The sequence below is a fragment of the Streptomyces sp. NBC_01275 genome, assembly GCF_026340655.1.
Lineage (GTDB): Bacteria > Actinomycetota > Actinomycetes > Streptomycetales > Streptomycetaceae > Streptomyces.
Genome location: NZ_JAPEOZ010000001.1, coordinates 8348081 through 8365823 on the forward strand (window position 1 = coordinate 8348081; position 17743 = coordinate 8365823).

The 17743-nt window shown below is 72.3% G+C and carries 16 protein-coding genes; 7 read left to right on the forward strand and 9 right to left on the reverse strand.

Translation table 11 applies throughout. The annotated features are described in order from the left end of the window. Nucleotides 1–53 precede the first annotated feature (53 nt). Both OG562_RS36605 and OG562_RS36610 read left to right on the forward strand, forming a co-directional pair. The gene (locus OG562_RS36605; protein ID WP_266405747.1) at nt 54–536 is read left to right on the forward strand and encodes a macro domain-containing protein; all 483 of its coding nucleotides are present in this window, start codon (nt 54–56) and stop codon (nt 534–536) included. 5 nt (nt 537–541) lie between these two features. Continuing rightward, nucleotides 542–1510, forward strand: a complete 969-nt coding sequence (locus OG562_RS36610; protein ID WP_266405748.1) for an adenosine kinase — start codon at nt 542–544, stop codon at nt 1508–1510. A 43-nt stretch (nt 1511–1553) separates the two neighbouring features. Here OG562_RS36610 and OG562_RS36615 read toward each other — a convergent pair whose 3' ends face one another. The 3 genes from OG562_RS36615 to OG562_RS36625 form a co-directional block, all read right to left on the reverse strand. Further along, nucleotides 1554–1952: a hypothetical protein gene (locus OG562_RS36615; protein WP_266405750.1), complete on the reverse strand. Its 399-nt coding sequence runs from the start codon at nt 1950–1952 to the stop codon at nt 1554–1556. Nucleotides 1953–1955: 3 nt separating this feature from the next. Continuing rightward, nucleotides 1956–2135 (reverse strand): hypothetical protein, encoded by a 180-nt coding sequence (locus OG562_RS36620; protein ID WP_266405752.1) that lies wholly within the window; start codon nt 2133–2135, stop codon nt 1956–1958. 110 nt (nt 2136–2245) lie between these two features. Further along, nucleotides 2246–3763, reverse strand: a complete 1518-nt coding sequence (locus OG562_RS36625; protein ID WP_266405753.1) for a M1 family metallopeptidase — start codon at nt 3761–3763, stop codon at nt 2246–2248. Between the two features lie 228 nt (nt 3764–3991). On the opposite strand from OG562_RS36625, the gene OG562_RS36630 reads away from it, so the two are divergent. Then, nucleotides 3992–5968: a Xaa-Pro dipeptidyl-peptidase gene (locus OG562_RS36630; RefSeq protein WP_266405755.1), complete on the forward strand. Its 1977-nt coding sequence runs from the start codon at nt 3992–3994 to the stop codon at nt 5966–5968. Nucleotides 5969–5982: 14 nt separating this feature from the next. On the opposite strand, the gene OG562_RS36635 is transcribed toward OG562_RS36630, so the two are convergent. After that, a complete protein-coding gene (locus OG562_RS36635) occupies nt 5983–6948 on the reverse strand; it encodes an FAD-binding oxidoreductase (protein WP_266405757.1) in 966 nt (321 codons plus the stop codon). Nucleotides 6949–7077: 129 nt separating this feature from the next. Here OG562_RS36635 and OG562_RS36640 point away from each other — a divergent pair, with 129 nt between their 5' ends. After that, nucleotides 7078–8718: an ABC-F family ATP-binding cassette domain-containing protein gene (locus OG562_RS36640; protein WP_266405759.1), complete on the forward strand. Its 1641-nt coding sequence runs from the start codon at nt 7078–7080 to the stop codon at nt 8716–8718. 43 nt (nt 8719–8761) lie between these two features. Here the strand turns inward: OG562_RS36640 and OG562_RS36645 are convergent, their stop codons facing one another. Further along, complete coding sequence (locus tag OG562_RS36645) at nt 8762–11197, reverse strand: Tex family protein (protein WP_266405760.1); 2436 nt, start codon at nt 11195–11197, stop codon at nt 8762–8764. A gap of 147 nt (nt 11198–11344) precedes the next feature. Here OG562_RS36645 and OG562_RS36650 point away from each other — a divergent pair, with 147 nt between their 5' ends. Further along, a complete protein-coding gene (locus OG562_RS36650) occupies nt 11345–12331 on the forward strand; it encodes a GlxA family transcriptional regulator (protein ID WP_266405761.1) in 987 nt (328 codons plus the stop codon). Between the two features lie 192 nt (nt 12332–12523). Further along, nucleotides 12524–13159 (forward strand): DJ-1/PfpI family protein, encoded by a 636-nt coding sequence (locus OG562_RS36655; protein ID WP_266405763.1) that lies wholly within the window; start codon nt 12524–12526, stop codon nt 13157–13159. Here the strand turns inward: OG562_RS36655 and OG562_RS36660 are convergent. Beyond that, nucleotides 13146–13895, reverse strand: coding sequence for an enoyl-CoA hydratase/isomerase family protein (locus OG562_RS36660; protein WP_266405764.1), 750 nt, complete (start codon nt 13893–13895; stop codon nt 13146–13148). The two genes, OG562_RS36655 and OG562_RS36660, sit on opposite strands and share 14 nt — an antisense overlap. A 249-nt stretch (nt 13896–14144) precedes the next feature. Between OG562_RS36660 and OG562_RS36665 the strand changes: the two genes are divergently transcribed. Further along, nucleotides 14145–14675: an ATP-binding protein gene (locus tag OG562_RS36665; RefSeq protein ID WP_266409714.1), complete on the forward strand. Its 531-nt coding sequence runs from the start codon at nt 14145–14147 to the stop codon at nt 14673–14675. Nucleotides 14676–14750: 75 nt separating this feature from the next. On the opposite strand, the gene idi is transcribed toward OG562_RS36665, so the two are convergent. From idi to galE, 3 genes are all read right to left on the reverse strand, one after another. After that, nucleotides 14751–15344 carry an isopentenyl-diphosphate Delta-isomerase gene (idi, locus tag OG562_RS36670; protein WP_266405766.1) on the reverse strand — a complete coding sequence of 198 codons (594 nt, stop codon included), beginning with the start codon at nt 15342–15344 and terminating at the stop codon, nt 14751–14753. Between the two features lie 237 nt (nt 15345–15581). Next, nucleotides 15582–16523 carry a cation diffusion facilitator family transporter gene (locus OG562_RS36675; protein WP_266405767.1) on the reverse strand — a complete coding sequence of 314 codons (942 nt, stop codon included), beginning with the start codon at nt 16521–16523 and terminating at the stop codon, nt 15582–15584. Nucleotides 16524–16707: 184 nt separating this feature from the next. Next, nucleotides 16708–17688, reverse strand: coding sequence for a UDP-glucose 4-epimerase GalE (gene galE / locus OG562_RS36680; RefSeq protein ID WP_266405769.1), 981 nt, complete (start codon nt 17686–17688; stop codon nt 16708–16710). Nucleotides 17689–17743 lie beyond the last annotated feature (55 nt).

Below are 17743 nucleotides of genomic sequence, written 5' to 3' on the forward strand. Positions count from 1 at the left end.
GCCAGAAGTAGCAGGTCAGGGCCACTGTCAGTGGCATCGCCTACGGTGGCGTCATGTCGGAGATCACATACGTCCGGGGTGACGCCACCGTTCCCTCGGTGAAGGGCGTCAAGGTGATCGCCCATGTCTGCAACGACCTGGGGGGTTGGGGAAAGGGCTTCGTCCTGGCGCTGTCGCGCCGCTGGCCGGAGCCGGAGGCGGCCTACCGCGCCTGGCACCGCGAGCGCGCCTCCAACGACTTCGGCCTGGGCGCGCTCCAGCTCGTCCAGGTGAAGCCCGACGTGTGGGTCGCCAACATGATCGGCCAGCACGGCACCCGGACGGGCAGCAAGGGCGTCCCCGTGCGCTACGAGGCGATCGACGCGGCCCTGGCCCGCCTGGCCGACCGGGTGCTCGAACTCGGAGCGTCGGTGCACATGCCCCGCATAGGCTGCGGACTGGCCGGCGGCAAGTGGTCCCGCGTCGAACCGCTCGTCACCGAGCGGCTGGTGAGGCGGGGCGTGGCGGTGACGGTGTACGACCACGGGGAGGGGTAGCGCACATGCAGGGGGAGAACGACCGGCGGGACATCGACCGGCGGGACATCGACGTCCTGGTCCTGGGCGGGGCAGGCGTGGACACGATCGTGTACGTACCGGAGCTGCCGCTTCCGTACGCCGACAGCTATCTGATCGACAGCGGGATCCGCACCCGCGCCGGACAGACCGGCGACTTCGTCGCCCTGGGCCTCGCCGCCCTCGGCCTGCGCACCCACCATCTGGACTTCCTCGGCGACGACCCCGAGGGCGACCTGGTCCGCGCCCTGCACCGGGACCGGGGCATCGGCCTCACCGCCGTCCCGCAGCCCGCCGGCACCAAGCGGGCGGTCAACCTCGTCGGCCCGGACGGCCGCCGGCTCTCCCTGTACGACACGAGCCGCGGGCGCCCGGACGACCGGTTCCCCGAGGACACCCTGCGCACCCTGGCCGGGGCGAGCCGTCACGCGCACGTGTCCATCACCCACCCCTGCGCCGAGGCCCTGCCCGTGCTCCGGGAGACCGGCGTCAGCCTCTCCACCGACCTGCACGACTGGGACGGCGAGAACCCCTACCACCGGGCCTTCGCGCGGGAGGCGGACGTCGTGTTCGTCTCCGCCGCCGCCCTGACCGACCCCGAGGCGACGATGCGCCGGATCGCCGAGCAGGGCCGCGCCGAAGCGGTCGTCGCGACGGCCGGCGCCGAGGGCGCGTATCTGCTGGCCGGGGGCGAGCTGACCCGTATACCGGCCGTCCCGCCGCCCGGTCCGGTCGTCGACTCCAACGGCGCGGGCGACGCCTTCGCCGCCGCCTACCTCTTCGGCCGTCTCGACGGCGAGCCGCCGCGCCGGTGCGCACTGCTCGGCGCGGTGGCCGGGGCGTACGCGTGCACGGTGCCGTCCACCGAGAGCGCGGCCCTCTCCCGAGCCGACCTCCTGGCCCGAGCCGACCTCCTGGCCCGAGCGGCCGACTCGGAGGCGGCGCCCGGGCGATAGCCGCGCCCGGTCGGTCCGCTGGTCACCCGCTGGTCGCCGGTGCTCACTTCGGCAGCCCGCGCCTGAGCCTTCTGCGGTCGCCCAGGGCCGCCGCCGCCCAGCCGGCCCAGGCGGCGCAGCTGCCCAGGACGAGGAACCACGGCATGAAGCCCGAGTTCTCCTCGTCGTTGCTCAGCCACCACAGCACGAGGGCCGGTGGTCCCAGGGCGGCCAGGGGACCGAGCAGCCACCAGTTCAGAAAGGTGCGCAGTATCTCGCCGCCCTTGAGCGGGGTCTCCTCGTGCACCGTGTGCGTCGTGCCGTCGACGGTCAGGCGATGGCGGCGCAGCGGAAACACGGGCAGGTCGAACACCACGGCCCACTGGGTGGCATGGTGGCTTCCGTCGCGGTTCGGGTAGCTGTAGCCGCGATACTTGGTGCCGATCCCCATCCGGGTCGACATGGGTCAGTTCTGTCTGCGCCTTGCGGCCGTCAGTCCGATCACGCCGACGAGGGCGACCAGCGAGCCCAGCAGGGTCAGGACGGGCACCTGGCCGATCAGCCCGATGCCCAGCCCCACCGCCCCGACGAGCGTGAGCACTCTCCACAGTCCCAGACCCTCGTTGCTGTTCCCCGCACCGGCCATGGCCCTCTCCCCACTGTCTCCGCGATCCCTGGCCACCTTGCTACCCAGAACCGCCGCGAATCAGACAGGAGTTCGGGATGTTCCGGGAGGTTTTCGCAGCGAGGCCGGGCTCACTCCTCGGGGACGCCGTGATCGACGCCGTGGTGGACGTCGTTCGTCGCCGCGATCTTCTTCCATGACCTCGGCTGCGCGGGCGCGGCCGACGTCCGGGCGATCGACGCGGTCCGCGCGGCCGGCGCCGCCGGCTTCGTCGGCTGGAACAGCCAGGTGTCGAACAGTGCGCCCAACTGCTTGCCGGAGACCTGCTCGGCGTACCGCTGGAAGTCGGCGACGGACGCGTTGCCGTACGCGTGACTCTGCGGCCAGCCCTTCAGGACGGCGAAGAACGCGTCGTCGCCGACCTCGCCCCGCAGCGCCTGCACCGCGAGCGCGCCCCGGTCGTAGACGGCGAGGTCGAACTGGTTGTCCGGGCCCGGGTCGCCCGGCTTCACCGTCCAGAAGGCGTCGTCGGCCGGGTGCGAGGCGTACACGTAGTCCGCGAGCTCCTGCGCCGTGCCCTCGTCCTCGTGCTCCGACCACAGCCACTGCGCGTACCGGGCGAAGCCCTCGTTGAGCCAGATGTCCTTCCAGCCCTTGAGGGACACGGAGTCGCCGTACCACTGGTGCGCCAACTCGTGCACCACCACGGAGGTGTTGGAGCCGCTCGCGAACTGGCGCGGGCTGTAGTAGACGCGGGTCTGCGTCTCCAGGGCGAACCCGGTGGTGGTGTTCGGCACGTATCCGCCGGCGGAGCTGAACGGATACGGCCCGAAGTAGCCGCTCAGCCAGTCGACGATCTCCCCGGTCCGCTCCACGCTCGCCCGCGCGGCCCCGTCGTTCGCGCCGAGGTCCTTGCTGTAGGCGTTGACGACGGGCACACCGCCCTCCGACGTGCCCGTCGTGACGTCGAACTTCCCGATCGCCAGCGTGGCCAGGTAGGTGGCCTGCGGCTTGTCGGACCGCCAGTTGTAGCGGGTCCAGCCGAGGCGCGAAGTCGTCGACTGGAGCGTGCCGTTGGAGAGGGCCTGGGTGCCGTCCGGCACGGCCACGGACACGTCGTAGGTCGCCTTGTCGAGCGGGTGGTCGTTGCTCGGGAACCACCACCAGGCCGCCTCGGGCTCGTCCGCCGCGACCGCGCCGTCGGGCGTGCGGTGCCAGGTGGAGAAGCCGTACGCGCTCTTCGTCGACGGCACCCCGCTGTAGCGGACGACGACCGTGACGGACGTGCCCTTCGGCAGCGGGTTCTTCGGAGTGACCACCAGCTCGTGCTCGCCGGACGTGGTGAACGAGGCCGTGGCGCCGTTGACCCGCACCTCGCTGACGTCCAGCAGGAAGTCCAGGTCGAAGCTCGACAGGTCCTGGGTGGTCTTCGCCAGGATCGTCGCCGTCCCCGCCAACTCGTCCGTGGCCGGCTGGTAGGTCAGCCGCAGGTCGTAGTGGGAGACGTCGTAGCCGCCGTTGCCGTAGGCCGGGTAGTAGGGGTCGCCGATGCCCGGCGCGCCGGGGGAGAGGGGCGCGGCCGATGCCGGGATCGCCAGCAGCAGGGACGCGGCCGCGAGTGCGCCCGGCGCGATGATTCTGCGGTGCACGAAAGCTCCAAGTCGTAGGGGCCCGAAGTCTGTTCGGAGCCTATTCAGTCGCTGTGCCCCGGAACCTGTCCACCGCCCCACCTGTCACACGATCGCCATTCGGCCGCCATGACCGAACCACCCTCATGGGCGTGTTCCGGCCACAGCCGCCACGGATGTCCAGATGTCCCCCTGCGGGGCGCAGCTGCCCTCTTCTGCACGGGAGTTGACGGGGGTACCGTCCGCCGCATGCCGACACGCATGCGCTTCACGATCTGGAGACCGCTCGCGACCGCCGTCGTCACACTGCTGGCAGCCGCCCTCCTCACCCCGGCAGCGGCCCAGGCCACACCTCGCGAGAGCCGACCCGTCTACTCCTACGACAACGCCGTCCGCGAAGCCGTCTGGGTCGACACCGGACTCGACGGCGACGACGACGGAAAGCCGGACCGCGTCGCCGTCGACATCGTCCGCCCCGGCGAACCCGCCGCACAGGGCCGCAAGGTGCCCGTCATCATGGACGCCAGCCCCTACTACTCCTGCTGCGGCCGCGGCAACGAGAGCCAGCGCAAGACGTACGACGCGAACGGCGACGTCGTCCAGATGCCGCTGTTCTACGACAACTACTTCGTGCCCCGCGGCTACGCCTTCGTCGGCGTCGACCTCGCCGGAACCAACCGCTCCGACGGCTGCGTCGACGTCGGCGGCCGCTCCGACGTCCAGTCCGCGAAGGCCGTCGTCGACTGGCTCAACGGCCGCGCCAAGGCCTACACCACCCGTACCGGCGCCACCACCGCCAAGGCGACCTGGACCAACGGCAGAACCGGCATGATCGGCAAGAGCTGGGACGGCACCATAGCCAACGGCGTCGCCGCCACCGGCGTGAAGGGCCTGAAGACCATCGTCCCGATCAGCGCCATCTCCTCCTGGTACGACTACTACTTCGCCCAGGGCGCACCCCTCTACGACTCCGGCCCCGACTGGCTCTCCGACTACGTCGACAGCCCCGCGGCCCGCGCCAAGTGCGCCGCCGTGCAGCGCAGGCTCGTCGACGAGGCCCCGCGCACCGGCGACCGGACCGGCCTGTGGACCGAGCGGGACTACGTCAAGGACGCGTCCAAGGTGAAGGCCAGCGTCTTCCTCGTGCACGGCATGCAGGACCTCAACGTACGCACCAAGCACCTCGGCCAGTGGTGGGACGCCCTCGCGAAGAACGGCGTCGAGCGCAAGATCTGGCTCTCCCAGACCGGCCACGTCGACCCCTTCGACTTCCGCCGCACCGCCTGGGTGGACACCCTGCACCGCTGGTTCGACCACGAACTCCTCGGCTACGACAACGGCATCGACCGCGAACCCATGGCCGACGTCGAACGCCACCCCGACCAGTGGGTCACCTCGACCGTCTGGCCGCCGCGCGGCACACAGACCACCACCCTGCGTCCGTCGACCGGCGTCCAGCCCGGAGTCGGCGCTCTCGGTCTGCGCAAGGGCGAGGGCACCGCGGCCTTCACCGACGACCCGGGGCTCGACGAGACCGACTGGGCCGCCCAGATCGACACGCCGACCCCCGCCAAGGCCGGCTTCGTCACCGGGCCCCTCACCCGTGACCTGCGCGTCTCCGGCTCCTCCAAGGTCACCGTCACCGCGACGCCCACCACCGCCACCGCCCACCTGACCGCCGTCCTCGTCGACCTCGGCCCCGACACCGTCCGCGACTACGGCGCGAGCGGCGAGGGCATCGCCACCCTCACCGACCGCACCTGCTGGGGCGCGAGCACGGCCGGCGACAGCGCCTGCTTCAAGGAGACGAAGGCCAGGACCGCCGACGTCACCGCCACCGTCGTCAGCCGCGGCTGGGCCGACCTCGGCACGTACGCCGACCCGGGCAAGGGCGTTCCGCTGACCCCGGGCAAGGCGTACACGATCACCCTCGACCTGGCCGCCACCGACCACGTCGTACCGAAGGGCCACCGGCTCGCCCTGATCGTCGCGGGCACCGACAAGGACCTCATCGACCCGCCCGCCGACACCCCGACCCTCACCCTGGACCTGTCCCGCACCTCGGCCCGCGTCCCGCTCGTCGGCGGCGCCAAGGCGTTCACCGCGGCCACGTCCGGTTCCGCGGTGAGCTCCACTCCCGGCTCCACGCCCGGTTCCGCCTCCGGCTCCGACGCCGCGCCCCTGGACGGCGTACAGGCGGCGCACACCCCGTACCGGATCCCGTAGGGGAACCGGTCGGCTCAGGAGGAGGCGGCCGGGATCACCAGCCCGGCCGCCTCCTCCGCGCACCCCCACGCCACCGTCACGCCCGCCCCGCCGTGGCCGTAGTGGTGCACCACCGTCCGTCCGTCCGGCAGCCGCTCCCGCTCCAGGCGCACCGCGGGCCGTGCGGGCCGCAGACCGACCCGGTGCTCCAGGATCCGCGCCCCGGCGACCTCGGGCCGCAGCGCCGCGCACCGCCGGACGATCCCCTCGGCCACCGCCGGGTCCGGCTCCAGGGACCAGTCGTCGTCCTGCGCCGTGCCGCCCAGCAGCAGCCGCCCCGGCTGCGGGAAGAGGTAGGCCGGCTCGCCGCCCGTGCCGGTGGAGACGAGCCAGGTGTCGATCCCCGGGTTCTCGACGACCACCAACTGCCCGCGCACGGGCCGTACCGAGGCGTCCGGCACCAGCTCCCGCGCGCCGAGCCCGGTGCAGTTGACGACGACCGGCGCGTCGGCCTCCGCCAGATCGGTCACCGTGCGCTCCTCGACCGAGCCGCCCGCCCGCAGCAGCCGCTCCCGCAGCCACGGCAGCTGCACCGCCATGTCGATCAGCGGCACCCGCGCCCAGATCCCGGTCCCGGCGCCGTACTCCCCTGCCGTGGCCCGGCGCAGCCCGGCGAGCCGGCCGCCCGTCCAGCCCTCGATCTCGGCGAGGTCCGTCTCGCCCTGCACCCCCTCGACCAGACGCACCCCGGTCGCCTCGGGCCGCTCGGCCAGCTTCTCGTAGACCTCCAGCGAGCGCAGCGCCCACGCCCGCGCCGACGCCATCGGCTCGATGTGGTACGGCCACCACAGCGCGCCCGCGACGGCGGAGGTGGTCCGCTCCGCCGGGTCCCGCGTCCAGACCCGGACCCGCAGACCCCGCTCGGCCAGGACGACGGCCGTCGTCAGCCCGATGACCCCGCCGCCGACCACGATCACTTCGTCGCTCGAAAAGGTGTTCACGCCCGGACGGTAGTCGACTGCCCGACCACCCCGCACTGTGACGAGGGCGACGCCGACAGCGACGGCGGGCGACGGCCCCGGGAACCGCTGCGCCGCCCGCCCCCGACGACCACTAGGATCTACGACCTGATGACTGCCACCCTCGTCGCCAAGAACCTCGCCGCCGGGCACGGCGACCGCTCCCTCTTCTCCGGGCTCGACCTCGTCGTCGCCCCCGGAGACGTGATCGGGCTGGTCGGAGCCAACGGCGCGGGCAAGTCCACCCTGCTGAAGCTGCTCGCCGGGCTCACCGCGCCCGAGCAGGGCGAGCTCAGGCTCTCCCCGCCGACCGCGACCGTCGGCCATCTGCCCCAGGAACCCGAGCGCCGCCCCGGCGAGTCCGTGCGGGAGTTCCTCGCCCGTCGCACCGGCGTCGCCGAGGCCCAGCGCACGATGGACGAGGCGACCCAGGCGCTGGTCGACGGCGCGCCGGGCGCCGACGACGCCTATTCGACGAGCCTGGAACGCTGGCTCGACCTCGGCGGCGCCGACCTCGACGAGCGCGCCGAGGAGGTCGCCGACTCCCTCGGTCTCGCCGTGGACCTGGACCAGCCGATGACGTCGCTGTCCGGCGGCCAGGCCGCCCGCGCGGGCCTCGCCTCTCTCCTCCTCTCCCGCTACGACGTCTTCCTCCTCGACGAGCCCACCAACGACCTCGACCTCGACGGCCTGGAGCGCCTCGAACGCTTCGTGACCGGCCTGCGCGCCGGCACCGTCGTCGTCAGCCACGACCGCGAGTTCCTCACCCGCACCGTCACCAAGGTCCTCGAACTCGACCTCGCCCAGCAGCAGATCAACCTCTACGGCGGCGGCTACGACGCCTATCTGGAGGAGCGGGACGTGGCGCGCCGGCACGCGCGCGAGGACTACGAGGAGTACGCCGACAAGAAGGGCGCGCTCCAGGACCGGGCGCAGATGCAGCGGTCCTGGATGGACAAGGGCGTGAAGAACGCGCGCCGCAAGGCGAACAACGACAACGACAAGATCGGCCGCAAGTTCCGCAGCGAGGCCAGCGAGAAGCAGGCCGCGAAGGCCCGGCAGACCCAGCGCATGATCGAACGCCTGGAGGTGGTCGACGAGCCGCGCAAGGAGTGGGAGCTGCGCATGGAGATCGCGTCCGCCCCGCGCTCCGGCGCGGTGGTCGCCACCCTGCGCGACGCCGAGGTACGGCGCGGCGACTTCGCCTTCGGACCGGTGACCCTGCAGATCGACTGGGCGGACCGGGTCGCGGTGACCGGCGCGAACGGCGCGGGCAAGTCGACGCTGCTCGGCGCGCTCCTCGGCCGGATCCCGCTGGACGAGGGGCACGCCGTCCTCGGCTCCGGCGTCCTGGTCGGCGAGGTCGACCAGGCCCGCAAGCTGTTCCACGGCTCCGAGTCGCTGCTGGAGGCGTTCCGCGCGGCCGTCCCCGACACCGAGCCGGCCGAGGTACGCACCCTGCTGGCCAAGTTCGGCCTCAAGTCGGACCACGTCAACCGCCCGGCGGTCACCCTGTCACCGGGTGAGCGCACCCGCGCGGGCCTGGCACTGCTCCAGGGCCGCGGCGTCAACCTCCTCGTCCTCGACGAGCCGACGAACCATCTCGACCTGCCCGCCATCGAGCAGCTGGAGTCGGCCCTCGACGCCTACGAGGGCACGTTGCTGCTGGTCACCCATGACCGGCGGATGCTGGACGCGGTCCATGTCACGCGGCGGTTCGAGGTCGCGGACGGCAAGGTGTCGGAACGCTAGGACCGGCGGGGGCCCGCACCGGGCGGCGGGCCCCCGCCGGGTCTCAGCTCCGGCCCTTCTTGGGGTCGGCCAAGCCCGCGCGCCGCAGCGCGTCCGCCATCGCGCTGTTGGCCGGAGCCGGCGCCTGGCGACCGCCCCGGTCACCGCCGCGCCCCTGCCCCTGGCCTTGACGCTGCTGGCCCTGCCCCTGACCCTGCCCCTGGCCTTGACGCTGCTGGCGCTGCTGCGGGGGGCGGCCCCCGCCTCGCTCGCCCCCGCCGCGCTGCTGGCGCTCCTGCGGGGCCGCCTCGTCGTCCAGCCGGAGCGTCAGCGAGATCCGCTTGCGCGGGATGTCGACGTCGAGGACCTTCACCTTGACGATGTCACCGGGCTTCACGACGTCCCGCGGGTCCTTGACGAACGTCTTCGACAGCGCGGAGACATGCGCCAGACCGTCCTGGTGGACGCCGACGTCGATGAACGCCCCGAAGGCCGCCACGTTCGTCACGACGCCCTCCAGGACCATCCCGGACGCCAGGTCGGAGATCTTCTCCACGCCCTCCTTGAAGGTGGCCGTCTTGAAGGCGGGCCGCGGGTCGCGCCCCGGCTTCTCCAGCTCCTTCAGGATGTCGCTGACGGTGGGCAGACCGAACGTCTCGTCCACGAAGTCGGTCGGCCGCAGCGAGCGCAGCACCGCCGTGTTGCCCACCAGGGAGGCGACCTCCTGGCCGGAGGTCTTCACCATGCGCCGCACCACCGGGTACGCCTCCGGGTGCACGCTGGAGGAGTCCAGCGGGTCGTCGCCGCCGCGGATCCGCAGGAAGCCCGCGCACTGCTCGTACGCCTTCGGGCCGAGCCGCGGCACCTTCTTCAGCGCCGTACGGGAGGAGAACGGGCCGTTGGCGTCGCGGTGCGCCACGATGTTCTCGGCGAGGCCGGAGGTGATGCCGGAGACGCGGGCGAGCAGCGGCGCCGAGGCCGTGTTCACGTCCACGCCGACGCCGTTCACACAGTCCTCCACCACCGCGTCGAGCGAACGCGACAGCTTCACCTCGGACAGGTCGTGCTGGTACTGGCCGACGCCGATCGACTTCGGGTCGATCTTCACCAGCTCGGCCAGCGGATCCTGGAGCCGGCGCGCGATGGAGACGGCGCCGCGCAGCGACACGTCCATGTCGGGCAGCTCCTGCGAGGCGAAGGCGGAGGCCGAGTACACGGACGCGCCGGCCTCGGACACCATCACCTTGGTGAGCGACAGCTCCGGGTGCCTGGAGATCAGCTCGCCGGCGAGCTTGTCGGTCTCACGGGACGCCGTGCCGTTGCCGATGGCGACCAGCTCGACCGCGTGCTCCTTCGCCAGCCGCGCCAGCTTGGCGATGGCCTCGTCCCACTTGTTGGCCGGGACGTGCGGGTAGATCACGTCGGTGCCGACGACCTTGCCGGTCGCGTCGACGACGGCGACCTTCACGCCCGTACGGAAGCCGGGGTCCAGGCCCAGGGTCGCGCGCGTGCCGGCCGGGGCGGCCAGCAGCAGGTCGCGCAGGTTCGCCGCGAAGACGTTCACCGCCTCGTCCTCGGCGGCCGTGCGCAGCCGCAGCCGCAGGTCGATGCCGAGGTGCACGAGGATCCTGGTCCGCCAGGCCCAGCGGACCGTGTCCGTCAGCCACTTGTCGCCCGGCCGCCCGCGGTCGGCGATCTCGAACCGGTTCGCCACGATCCCCTCGTACGACGAGGGACCGGGCTGCTCGGAGGGCTCCTCCGGCTCCAGGACGAGGTCGAGGACGTCCTCCTTCTCGCCGCGCAGCATCGCGAGGATCCGGTGCGAGGGCAGGTCGGTGAAGGGCTCGGCGAAGTCGAAGTAGTCGGCGAACTTCGCGCCCGTCTCCTCCTTGCCGTCGCGGACCTTGGCGGCGAGCCGCCCGCGCACCCACATGCGCTCGCGCAGCTCGCCGATCAGGTCGGCGTCCTCGGAGAACCGCTCGGTGAGGATCGCCCGGGCGCCGTCCAGCGCGGCCTGCGGATCGGCGACGCCCTTGTCGGCGTCGACGAACGCGCCGGCCGCGGCCAGCGGCGCGACGGTCGGGTCGGCGAGGAGGCCCTCGGCGAGCGGCTCGAGACCGGCCTCGCGCGCGATCTGCGCCTTCGTCCGCCGCTTGGGCTTGAACGGCAGGTAGATGTCCTCCAGCCGCGCCTTCGTCTCCGCGCCCCGGATCTGCGCCTCCAGGGCGTCGGTGAGCTTGCCCTGCTCGCGAACCGACTCCAGGATCGCCGTCCGGCGCTCCTCCAGCTCCCGCAGATAGCGCAGCCGCTCCTCGATCGTGCGCAGCTGCGCGTCGTCGAGCATCTCGGTCGCTTCCTTGCGGTAGCGGGCGATGAAAGGCACCGTCGAGCCGCCGTCGAGCAGCTCCACGGCGGACTTCACCTGCCGCTCCCGTACGCCGAGTTCCTCGGCGATCCTGCCTTCGATGGACCTTGCTTCGATGGACCCGGGTGTCGTCACGATCCCGTACCGCCTTCTTCCCTGAGGTTGCGCGGCAATTGTGGCAGGTGGCGCCGACACCCGGGGATCAGGGACGACACAGGAATGGCAGCAAAGGTGGGGAACTCGTCATTGCCGCCCTGACAGGGCTCGCGAAGAATCGTCCCCATGGCGCAGCGCACCGTTCTCGTGGTCCTCTTCGACGGGGTCCAGAGCCTCGACGTGACCGGCCCCGTGGAGGTGTTCGCGGGAGCCGAGCAGCACACTCCGGGCAGCTACCGCATCCGTACGGCCGCCGTGGACGGCGCTGCCGTGCGGACCTCCAGCGGGCTGACCCTCGTTCCGGACGAGTCCCTCGCGCAGATGTCCGAGGGGGCCGAGGCGGCCGAGGCGGCCGGGCCGGACATTCTGCTCGTGCCGGGCGGGCAGGGCACGAGCAGCCCCGATCCGCGGGTCACCGAGTGGCTGCGGGCGCACGGCCCGCGCGCGGGACGGCTGGTCTCGGTCTGCACGGGCGCGGTCCTGCTGGCCGCCGCGGGCCTGCTGGACGGCCGGCGGGCGACCACGCACTGGGCGTACTGCGACGCGCTGGCGCGCGACCACCCGGCCGTCGAGGTCGACCCCGACCCGATCTACGTCCGCGACGGGACCGTCTACACCTCGGCCGGCGTCACCTGCGGCATCGACCTGGCCCTCGCCCTGGTCGAGGAGGACCTCGGCCGGGACGCGGCGCTGGCCATCGCCCGTCACCTGGTCGTCTTCCTGCGCCGGCCCGGCAACCAGGCCCAGTTCAGCGCCCAGCTCGCCGCCCAGACCGCACAGCGCGAACCGTTGCGGGAGGTCCAGCGGTGGATCGCCGAGCATCCGGACGGCGACCTGTCCGTCGAGTCGCTCGCCGGACACGCCCGGCTCTCGCCCCGCCACTTCGCCCGCGCCTTCCGCGACGAGACCGGCATGACCCCCGGCCGCTACGTCGACCGGGTCCGCCTCGAACACGCCCGCCGCCTCCTGGAGGACACCTCCGACGGCGTCGAGGAGATCTCCCGCGCCAGCGGCTACGGCACCCCCGAGGCCATGCGGCGCGCCTTCGTCAAGTCGCTCGGGACACCGCCGGCGGAGTACCGCCGCCGGTTCCGCCCGACAGCCGCCCACTGATCGGCAACCGCTTTCGGATCGGGCAACCGCCTTCAGGAACGGCAACTGCTTTCAGGAACGGCAACTGCTTTCAGGAACGGCAACTGCTTTCAGGAACGGCAACTGCTTTCAGGAACGGCAACTGCTTTCACAAGAGACAACCGCTCTCACAACAGACAACCGCTTTCAGAAGACCGCCAGAAAGGGACACCGATGCAGATCGCCATGGTCGTCTACGACCGCTTCACCGCCCTGGACGTCGTGGGCCCCTACGAGATCCTCAGCCGCCTCCCCGACGCGCGCGTGACCTTCGTCGCCGAACAGGCGGGCGCCGTCCGCAGCGACACCGGGTTCCTCGCCCTCACCGCGGACCGGGCCCTGCACGAGCTGACGAGCCCCGACATCGTCGTGGTGTCCGGCGGCCCCGGCACCTTCGACCAGGTGGAGAACCCGGCCCTGCTGGAGTGGCTGCGCACCGCCGACGCCACCAGCGCCTGGACGACCTCGGTCTGCTCGGGCTCCCTGCTGCTGGCCGCCGCGGGCCTGCTGAAGGGCCGGCGCGCCACCAGCCACTGGGTCGCCCTGGACCTGCTGGAGGGCTACGGCGTGGAGCCGACGGGGGAGCGGGTCGTGACCGACGGCAAGTACGTCACCGCGGCCGGCGTCTCCGCCGGCATCGACATGGGGCTCACCCTGGTCGGCCGGATCGCGGGCGACGAACACGCCCAGGCGGTCCAGCTGTTGACCGAGTACGACCCACAGCCGCCCTACGACGCCGGGTCCCCGCAGAAGGCGCCCGCGCACCTCGTCGAGGAGTTCCGCACGGACAGCCGCTTCAGCCTGACGTAGTCCAGGTGAAACGCGGCTCCCTGCGCTCCAGGAACGCGGTGACGCCCGCCGCGGTGTCGCCGCTGCCGCGGGCCTGCGCGGCCCAGTGGGCGTCCCGGTCCGTGCGCCCGTCGGCGAACTCCTTCGCGGCGGCCTGCGTCAGCTGCGAGCGTGAGGTCAGCACGCGGGTGAACTCCGCGACCCGCTTGTCGAGTTCGTCCGCGGGCAGCACCTCGTCGACCAGTCCCGTGCGCAGCGCCCGCTCCGTGTCGATCAACTCGCCCGAGAACAGCAGGTACTTGGCGGTCGCCGGACCCACCAGCGCCACCAACCGCCGGGTGGCGGAGGACGGGTACACGATCCCGAGCTTCGCCGGGGTCACCCCGAACAGCGCGCCCTCCTCGGCGAACCGCAGATCGCAGGCCGCCGCCAACTGCGCGCCCCCGCCCACGCAGTGCCCCTTCACCGCCGCCAGCGTCGGCTTGGGGAACGCGGCCAGCGCCTCCTCGGCCCGTACCGCCAGCGTCTGCGCCTCGTCCGGCGAATCCTGGAGCGTGGAGATGTCGGCCCCCGCGCAGAAGGTGCCGCCGGCGCCGGTCAGCACCAGCGTCCGTACGCCGGGATCGGCGGCCAGCGCGTCCAGCAGCGGCGGCAGCGCCCGCCACATCGCGGCGGTCATGGCGTTGCGCTTCGCCGGATGGTGCAGGACGACGGTGGCGACCCCGTCGGTGACGCCGTGCAACAGTTCGGGCTCCATGCCAGGGAGCCTAGCCTCCGCCTGCCTGCATGATCACGGCGGTCGGTCGCCGGCAAACCCGTACAACCCGAAAAGTGCGCGAAGGCGGCATGAACGCGACGAGATCGGTCTCGTAGTCGATGGGGTCGTGCGCAGGCGGTCGGAAACGCTCGATAACTGCTGACTTCTGTTCAGCCTTCCGGAGTGGCGTGCTTCGTTGCCAACACTCGACGTGTGGTGACAATCGAGCGCAAGGGTGGCGACCGGACGATGGACAACCACGGGCGCGGGCCCGACCCACGCCCAGAAGGCGGCCGAGAAGGGGGCGCGGACGCGCCTCTCGGACCCGGCGAGGACGCGGCGGCGCGACCGCTACCCTACGAAGGCGTCTGGAGGTTCACCGCGGCGGCCGTGGACGCCTCGGTCCCGCAGGCGCGACACGCGGTACGGGACCTGCTGTACCGCCAGGGAGTGCCCGTCTCGGACGACCTGGCCCAAGGACTCCTGCTGATCGTCTCCGAGCTGGTGACCAACGCCGTACGGCACGCGGCGCTGCTGTCGCCCGTGCTCGCGGTGGAGGTGGCCGTCGGGGCCGAGTGGGTGCGGGTGTCCGTGGAGGACAACCACCCCTACCGCCCGACCGCCCTGGAGGCCGACCACGGCCGGACGGGCGGCCGGGGACTGCTCCTGGTACGGGAGATCGCCAGGGAGGCGGGCGGGGTGTGCGACGTCGAGCACACGGCGGGCGGCGGCAAGGTGATCTGGGCCGCCCTGCCGCTCAAACCCGTGGAAGTCGTCTGACCGCCGGTCCTTCGATCGTCGGCCGTTCGATCGTCGGCCGTTCGATCACCGGCCGTTCGATCGCCTGCAGTCAGGTCACCAGCCGGCCGACGGCCCCGTCAGCTCCCTGACCGCCGGACGGGCCGCGTCCAGGACGGTCATGAACCAGGAGGAGAACGTGTCCTTCGCGTGCCGCTCGGCCAGCTCGGCAGACGTCACGAAGGCCGCGTCGCCGACCTCCTCGGGATCCGGCCGCACCGCGGACTGCACCAGTCCGACGAAGAGGTGGTTGTACTCCTGCTCCACCAGGCCCGAGGCTGGGTCGGGGTGGTTGTAGCGGACCGTGCCCGCCTCGGCCAGCAGCGACGGGGACACGCCCAGCTCCTCGAACGTGCGCCGCGCGGCCGCCGCGAACGGCGCCTCGCCGGGGTAGGGGTGGCCGCAGCAGGTGTTGGACCACACACCGGGGGAGTGGTACTTGCCGAGCGCCCGCTGCTGCAGCAGCAGCCGGCCGCGCTCGTCGAAGAGGAACACGGAGAACGCGCGGTGCAACTGCCCCGGCGGCTGATGGGCGGCGAGCTTCTCCGCGGTGCCGGTCGTGACGCCGTTCTCGTCGACCAGTTCCAGCAAGATCGCGTCCGCGGTGCCGTTCGACGAGCTGTGTGTCGTGGCGGCAGGTGTGATCGGCATACCCATCCTTAACATCGGTCCTCGCGCCCCCCAGTCTGCCGCACGCGCCCGGCACTCCCGGCACTTCGCGCAAACGCGCGCATGTCCTGCGCGCGGCAACGGGGCCCGGTATGTGATCTTGCCCGGGCGATGGGCGGGGAACCGTACGGAACGCTTGTGCGGATTCCCCCTCGGCGGTCGCCCGGCGGCCGGTCGGCGCCGCTCGGCGGGCCGCTCGGTGCCGGCTCGGCGGGCCGCTCAGTGGCAGAGCCGTGCCTCGTGCTGCGCGTGTCCGACCGGCTCCAGCTGGAAGGTGCAGTGCTCCACGTCGAAGTGGTCGCCCAGACAACCCTGGAGCTCGTGCAGCATCTTCTCGTGGCCGATGGCGTTCAGCACGTCCGAGCGCACCACCACATGCGCCGACAGCACCGGCATCCCCGAGGTGATGGTCCAGGCGTGCAGGTCGTGCATGTCCTCCACCCCGTCCAGGGCGAGGACGTGCGCCCGCACCTCCGCCATGTCGACGTCCTTGGGGGCCGACTCCAGCAGCACGTCGAGCGTCTCGCGCAGCAGCTTCACCGTCCGCGGGACGATCATCAGACCGATGACGAGCGAGGCGACCGGGTCCGCGGCCTGCCAGCCGGTGGTCAGGATCACCACCGCCGAGAGGATCACCGCGACCGAGCCCAGCGCGTCCGCGGCCACCTCCAGGAACGCCCCGCGCACGTTCAGGCTCTCCGCCTGGCCGCGCATCAGCAGCGTGAGCGAGATCATGTTCGCGACCAGACCGATCGCGCCGAACACGATCATCAGCCCGCCCTCGGTGGCGGCGGGCGTGAAGAACCGCTGGACCGCCTCGTACAGGACGTAGCCGCCCACCCCGAGCAGCAGCAGACAGTTGGCGAGGGCGGCCAGGATCTCGGCGCGGGCCAGCCCGAAGGTGCGGTTCGCGCTCGGCGGGCGGTTGGCGAAGTGGATGGCGAGCAGCGCCATGCCCAGGCCCAGCGCGTCCGTCGCCATGTGGGCCGCGTCGGCGATCAGCGCGAGGGAGTCCGCGAGCAGCCCGCCGACGATCTCGACCACCATGACGGCGAGCGTGATCGACAGCGCGACGCGCAGCCTGCCGCGGTACGCCGCCGCGGCCGTGCCGGTGGTCGGCGCGTGCGCGTGCGTGTGGCCGTGGTCGTGCCCAGCCCCCATGGAAACAGCCCTTCCGTGTCCGCCGTGTCCGCGGTGCTTCCGCCCGGGGACCGTTCTGCCCTGGAACCACAGTGAACTACGGGTGGGGGGTATCCGGCAACGCGGCACTGAACACCGTTGTCATGTGCCCTGACCTGCGGAAACGAAGCGCAGGTCAGGGCCCCCTCACTTCACTGGCGAGACGTCACGTGCCGTGGTGGAGCAGCCAGCCCTGCCACGCCGACTCGACCATCTCCCGCGTCCCGCGCCGGGCGGTCCACCCCAGCTCCCGGGCGGCCAGCGCGGCCGAGGCCACCGCGCGCGGGGCGTCCCCGGGGCGGCGGCCCTCGACGAGCGCCGGCCGGGCGTCGCCGGTGACCTCGCCGATGAGCGTGACCAGCTCGCGCACCGAGACTCCCTCGCCCCGGCCGATGTTCACCGTGAGGTCGCCGCCGGCGCCCGAGGCGTCCTGGTCGCCCAGCCGCCGGGCCGCCGCGAGATGCGCCTCGGCCAGGTCCGCCACATGGATGTAGTCGCGCACGCAGGTGCCGTCCGGCGTCGGATAGTCGTCGCCGAAGATCCGCGGGGCCTCGTCACGGGTGAGCCGGTCGAAGACCATCGGGACGATGTTGAAGACGCCGGTGTCGGCCAGCTCGGGCGCGGCCGCCCCCGCCACGTTGAAGTAGCGCAGACAGGTCGTCGCGATGCCGTGCGCCCGTCCCGCCGCCCGCACCAGCCACTCTCCGGCCAGCTTGGTCTCGCCGTACGGGTTCACCGGGGCGCACGGGGTGTCCTCCGTGATGAGGTCCACGTCCGGGTTGCCGTAGACGGCCGCGGACGAGGAGAACAGGAACCGCCGGACGCCTGCCTCGGCGACCGTCTCCAGGAGCGTGGCCAGGCCGCCCACGTTCTCCCGGTAGTAACGGGTGGGCTGCGCCACGGACTGGGCGACCTGCTTGTGGGCGGCCAGGTGCACCACGCCCGTCACCGCGTGCTCGGCGAGGACGCGCCCGAGCAGCGCCGCGTCCAGGGACGAGCCCGCCACGAGCGGCACGTCCGCCGGGAGGCGCTCCGCGGCCCCGGTCGAGAGGTCGTCCAGCACGACGACGCGCTCCCCGGCCCCGGTCATCGCCCGCGCCACGTGGGCCCCTATGTATCCGGCTCCGCCGGTGATCAGCCAGGTCATGGCCGTCCACCCTATGTCGACACCCCGGCCCGGTGTGCAATGTCCCGGATGTCCC

Coding starts and splice junctions, on each gene's coding strand:
- OG562_RS36615 (WP_266405750.1), bottom strand. CDS start 1,952: ATGTCGACCCGGATGGGGATCGGCACCAAGTATCGCGGCTACAGCTAC.
- OG562_RS36655 (WP_266405763.1), top strand. CDS start 12,524: ATGCAGATCGCCATGGTCGTCTACGACCGCTTCACCGCCCTGGACGTC.
- OG562_RS36620 (WP_266405752.1), bottom strand. CDS start 2,135: ATGGCCGGTGCGGGGAACAGCAACGAGGGTCTGGGACTGTGGAGAGTG.
- galE (WP_266405769.1), bottom strand. CDS start 17,688: ATGACCTGGCTGATCACCGGCGGAGCCGGATACATAGGGGCCCACGTG.
- OG562_RS36650 (WP_266405761.1), top strand. CDS start 11,345: ATGGCGCAGCGCACCGTTCTCGTGGTCCTCTTCGACGGGGTCCAGAGC.
- OG562_RS36605 (WP_266405747.1), top strand. CDS start 54: ATGTCGGAGATCACATACGTCCGGGGTGACGCCACCGTTCCCTCGGTG.
- OG562_RS36610 (WP_266405748.1), top strand. CDS start 542: ATGCAGGGGGAGAACGACCGGCGGGACATCGACCGGCGGGACATCGAC.
- OG562_RS36640 (WP_266405759.1), top strand. CDS start 7,078: ATGACTGCCACCCTCGTCGCCAAGAACCTCGCCGCCGGGCACGGCGAC.
- OG562_RS36665 (WP_266409714.1), top strand. CDS start 14,145: ATGGACAACCACGGGCGCGGGCCCGACCCACGCCCAGAAGGCGGCCGA.
- OG562_RS36660 (WP_266405764.1), bottom strand. CDS start 13,895: ATGGAGCCCGAACTGTTGCACGGCGTCACCGACGGGGTCGCCACCGTC.
- idi (WP_266405766.1), bottom strand. CDS start 15,344: ATGCCGATCACACCTGCCGCCACGACACACAGCTCGTCGAACGGCACC.
- OG562_RS36630 (WP_266405755.1), top strand. CDS start 3,992: ATGCCGACACGCATGCGCTTCACGATCTGGAGACCGCTCGCGACCGCC.
- OG562_RS36675 (WP_266405767.1), bottom strand. CDS start 16,523: ATGGGGGCTGGGCACGACCACGGCCACACGCACGCGCACGCGCCGACC.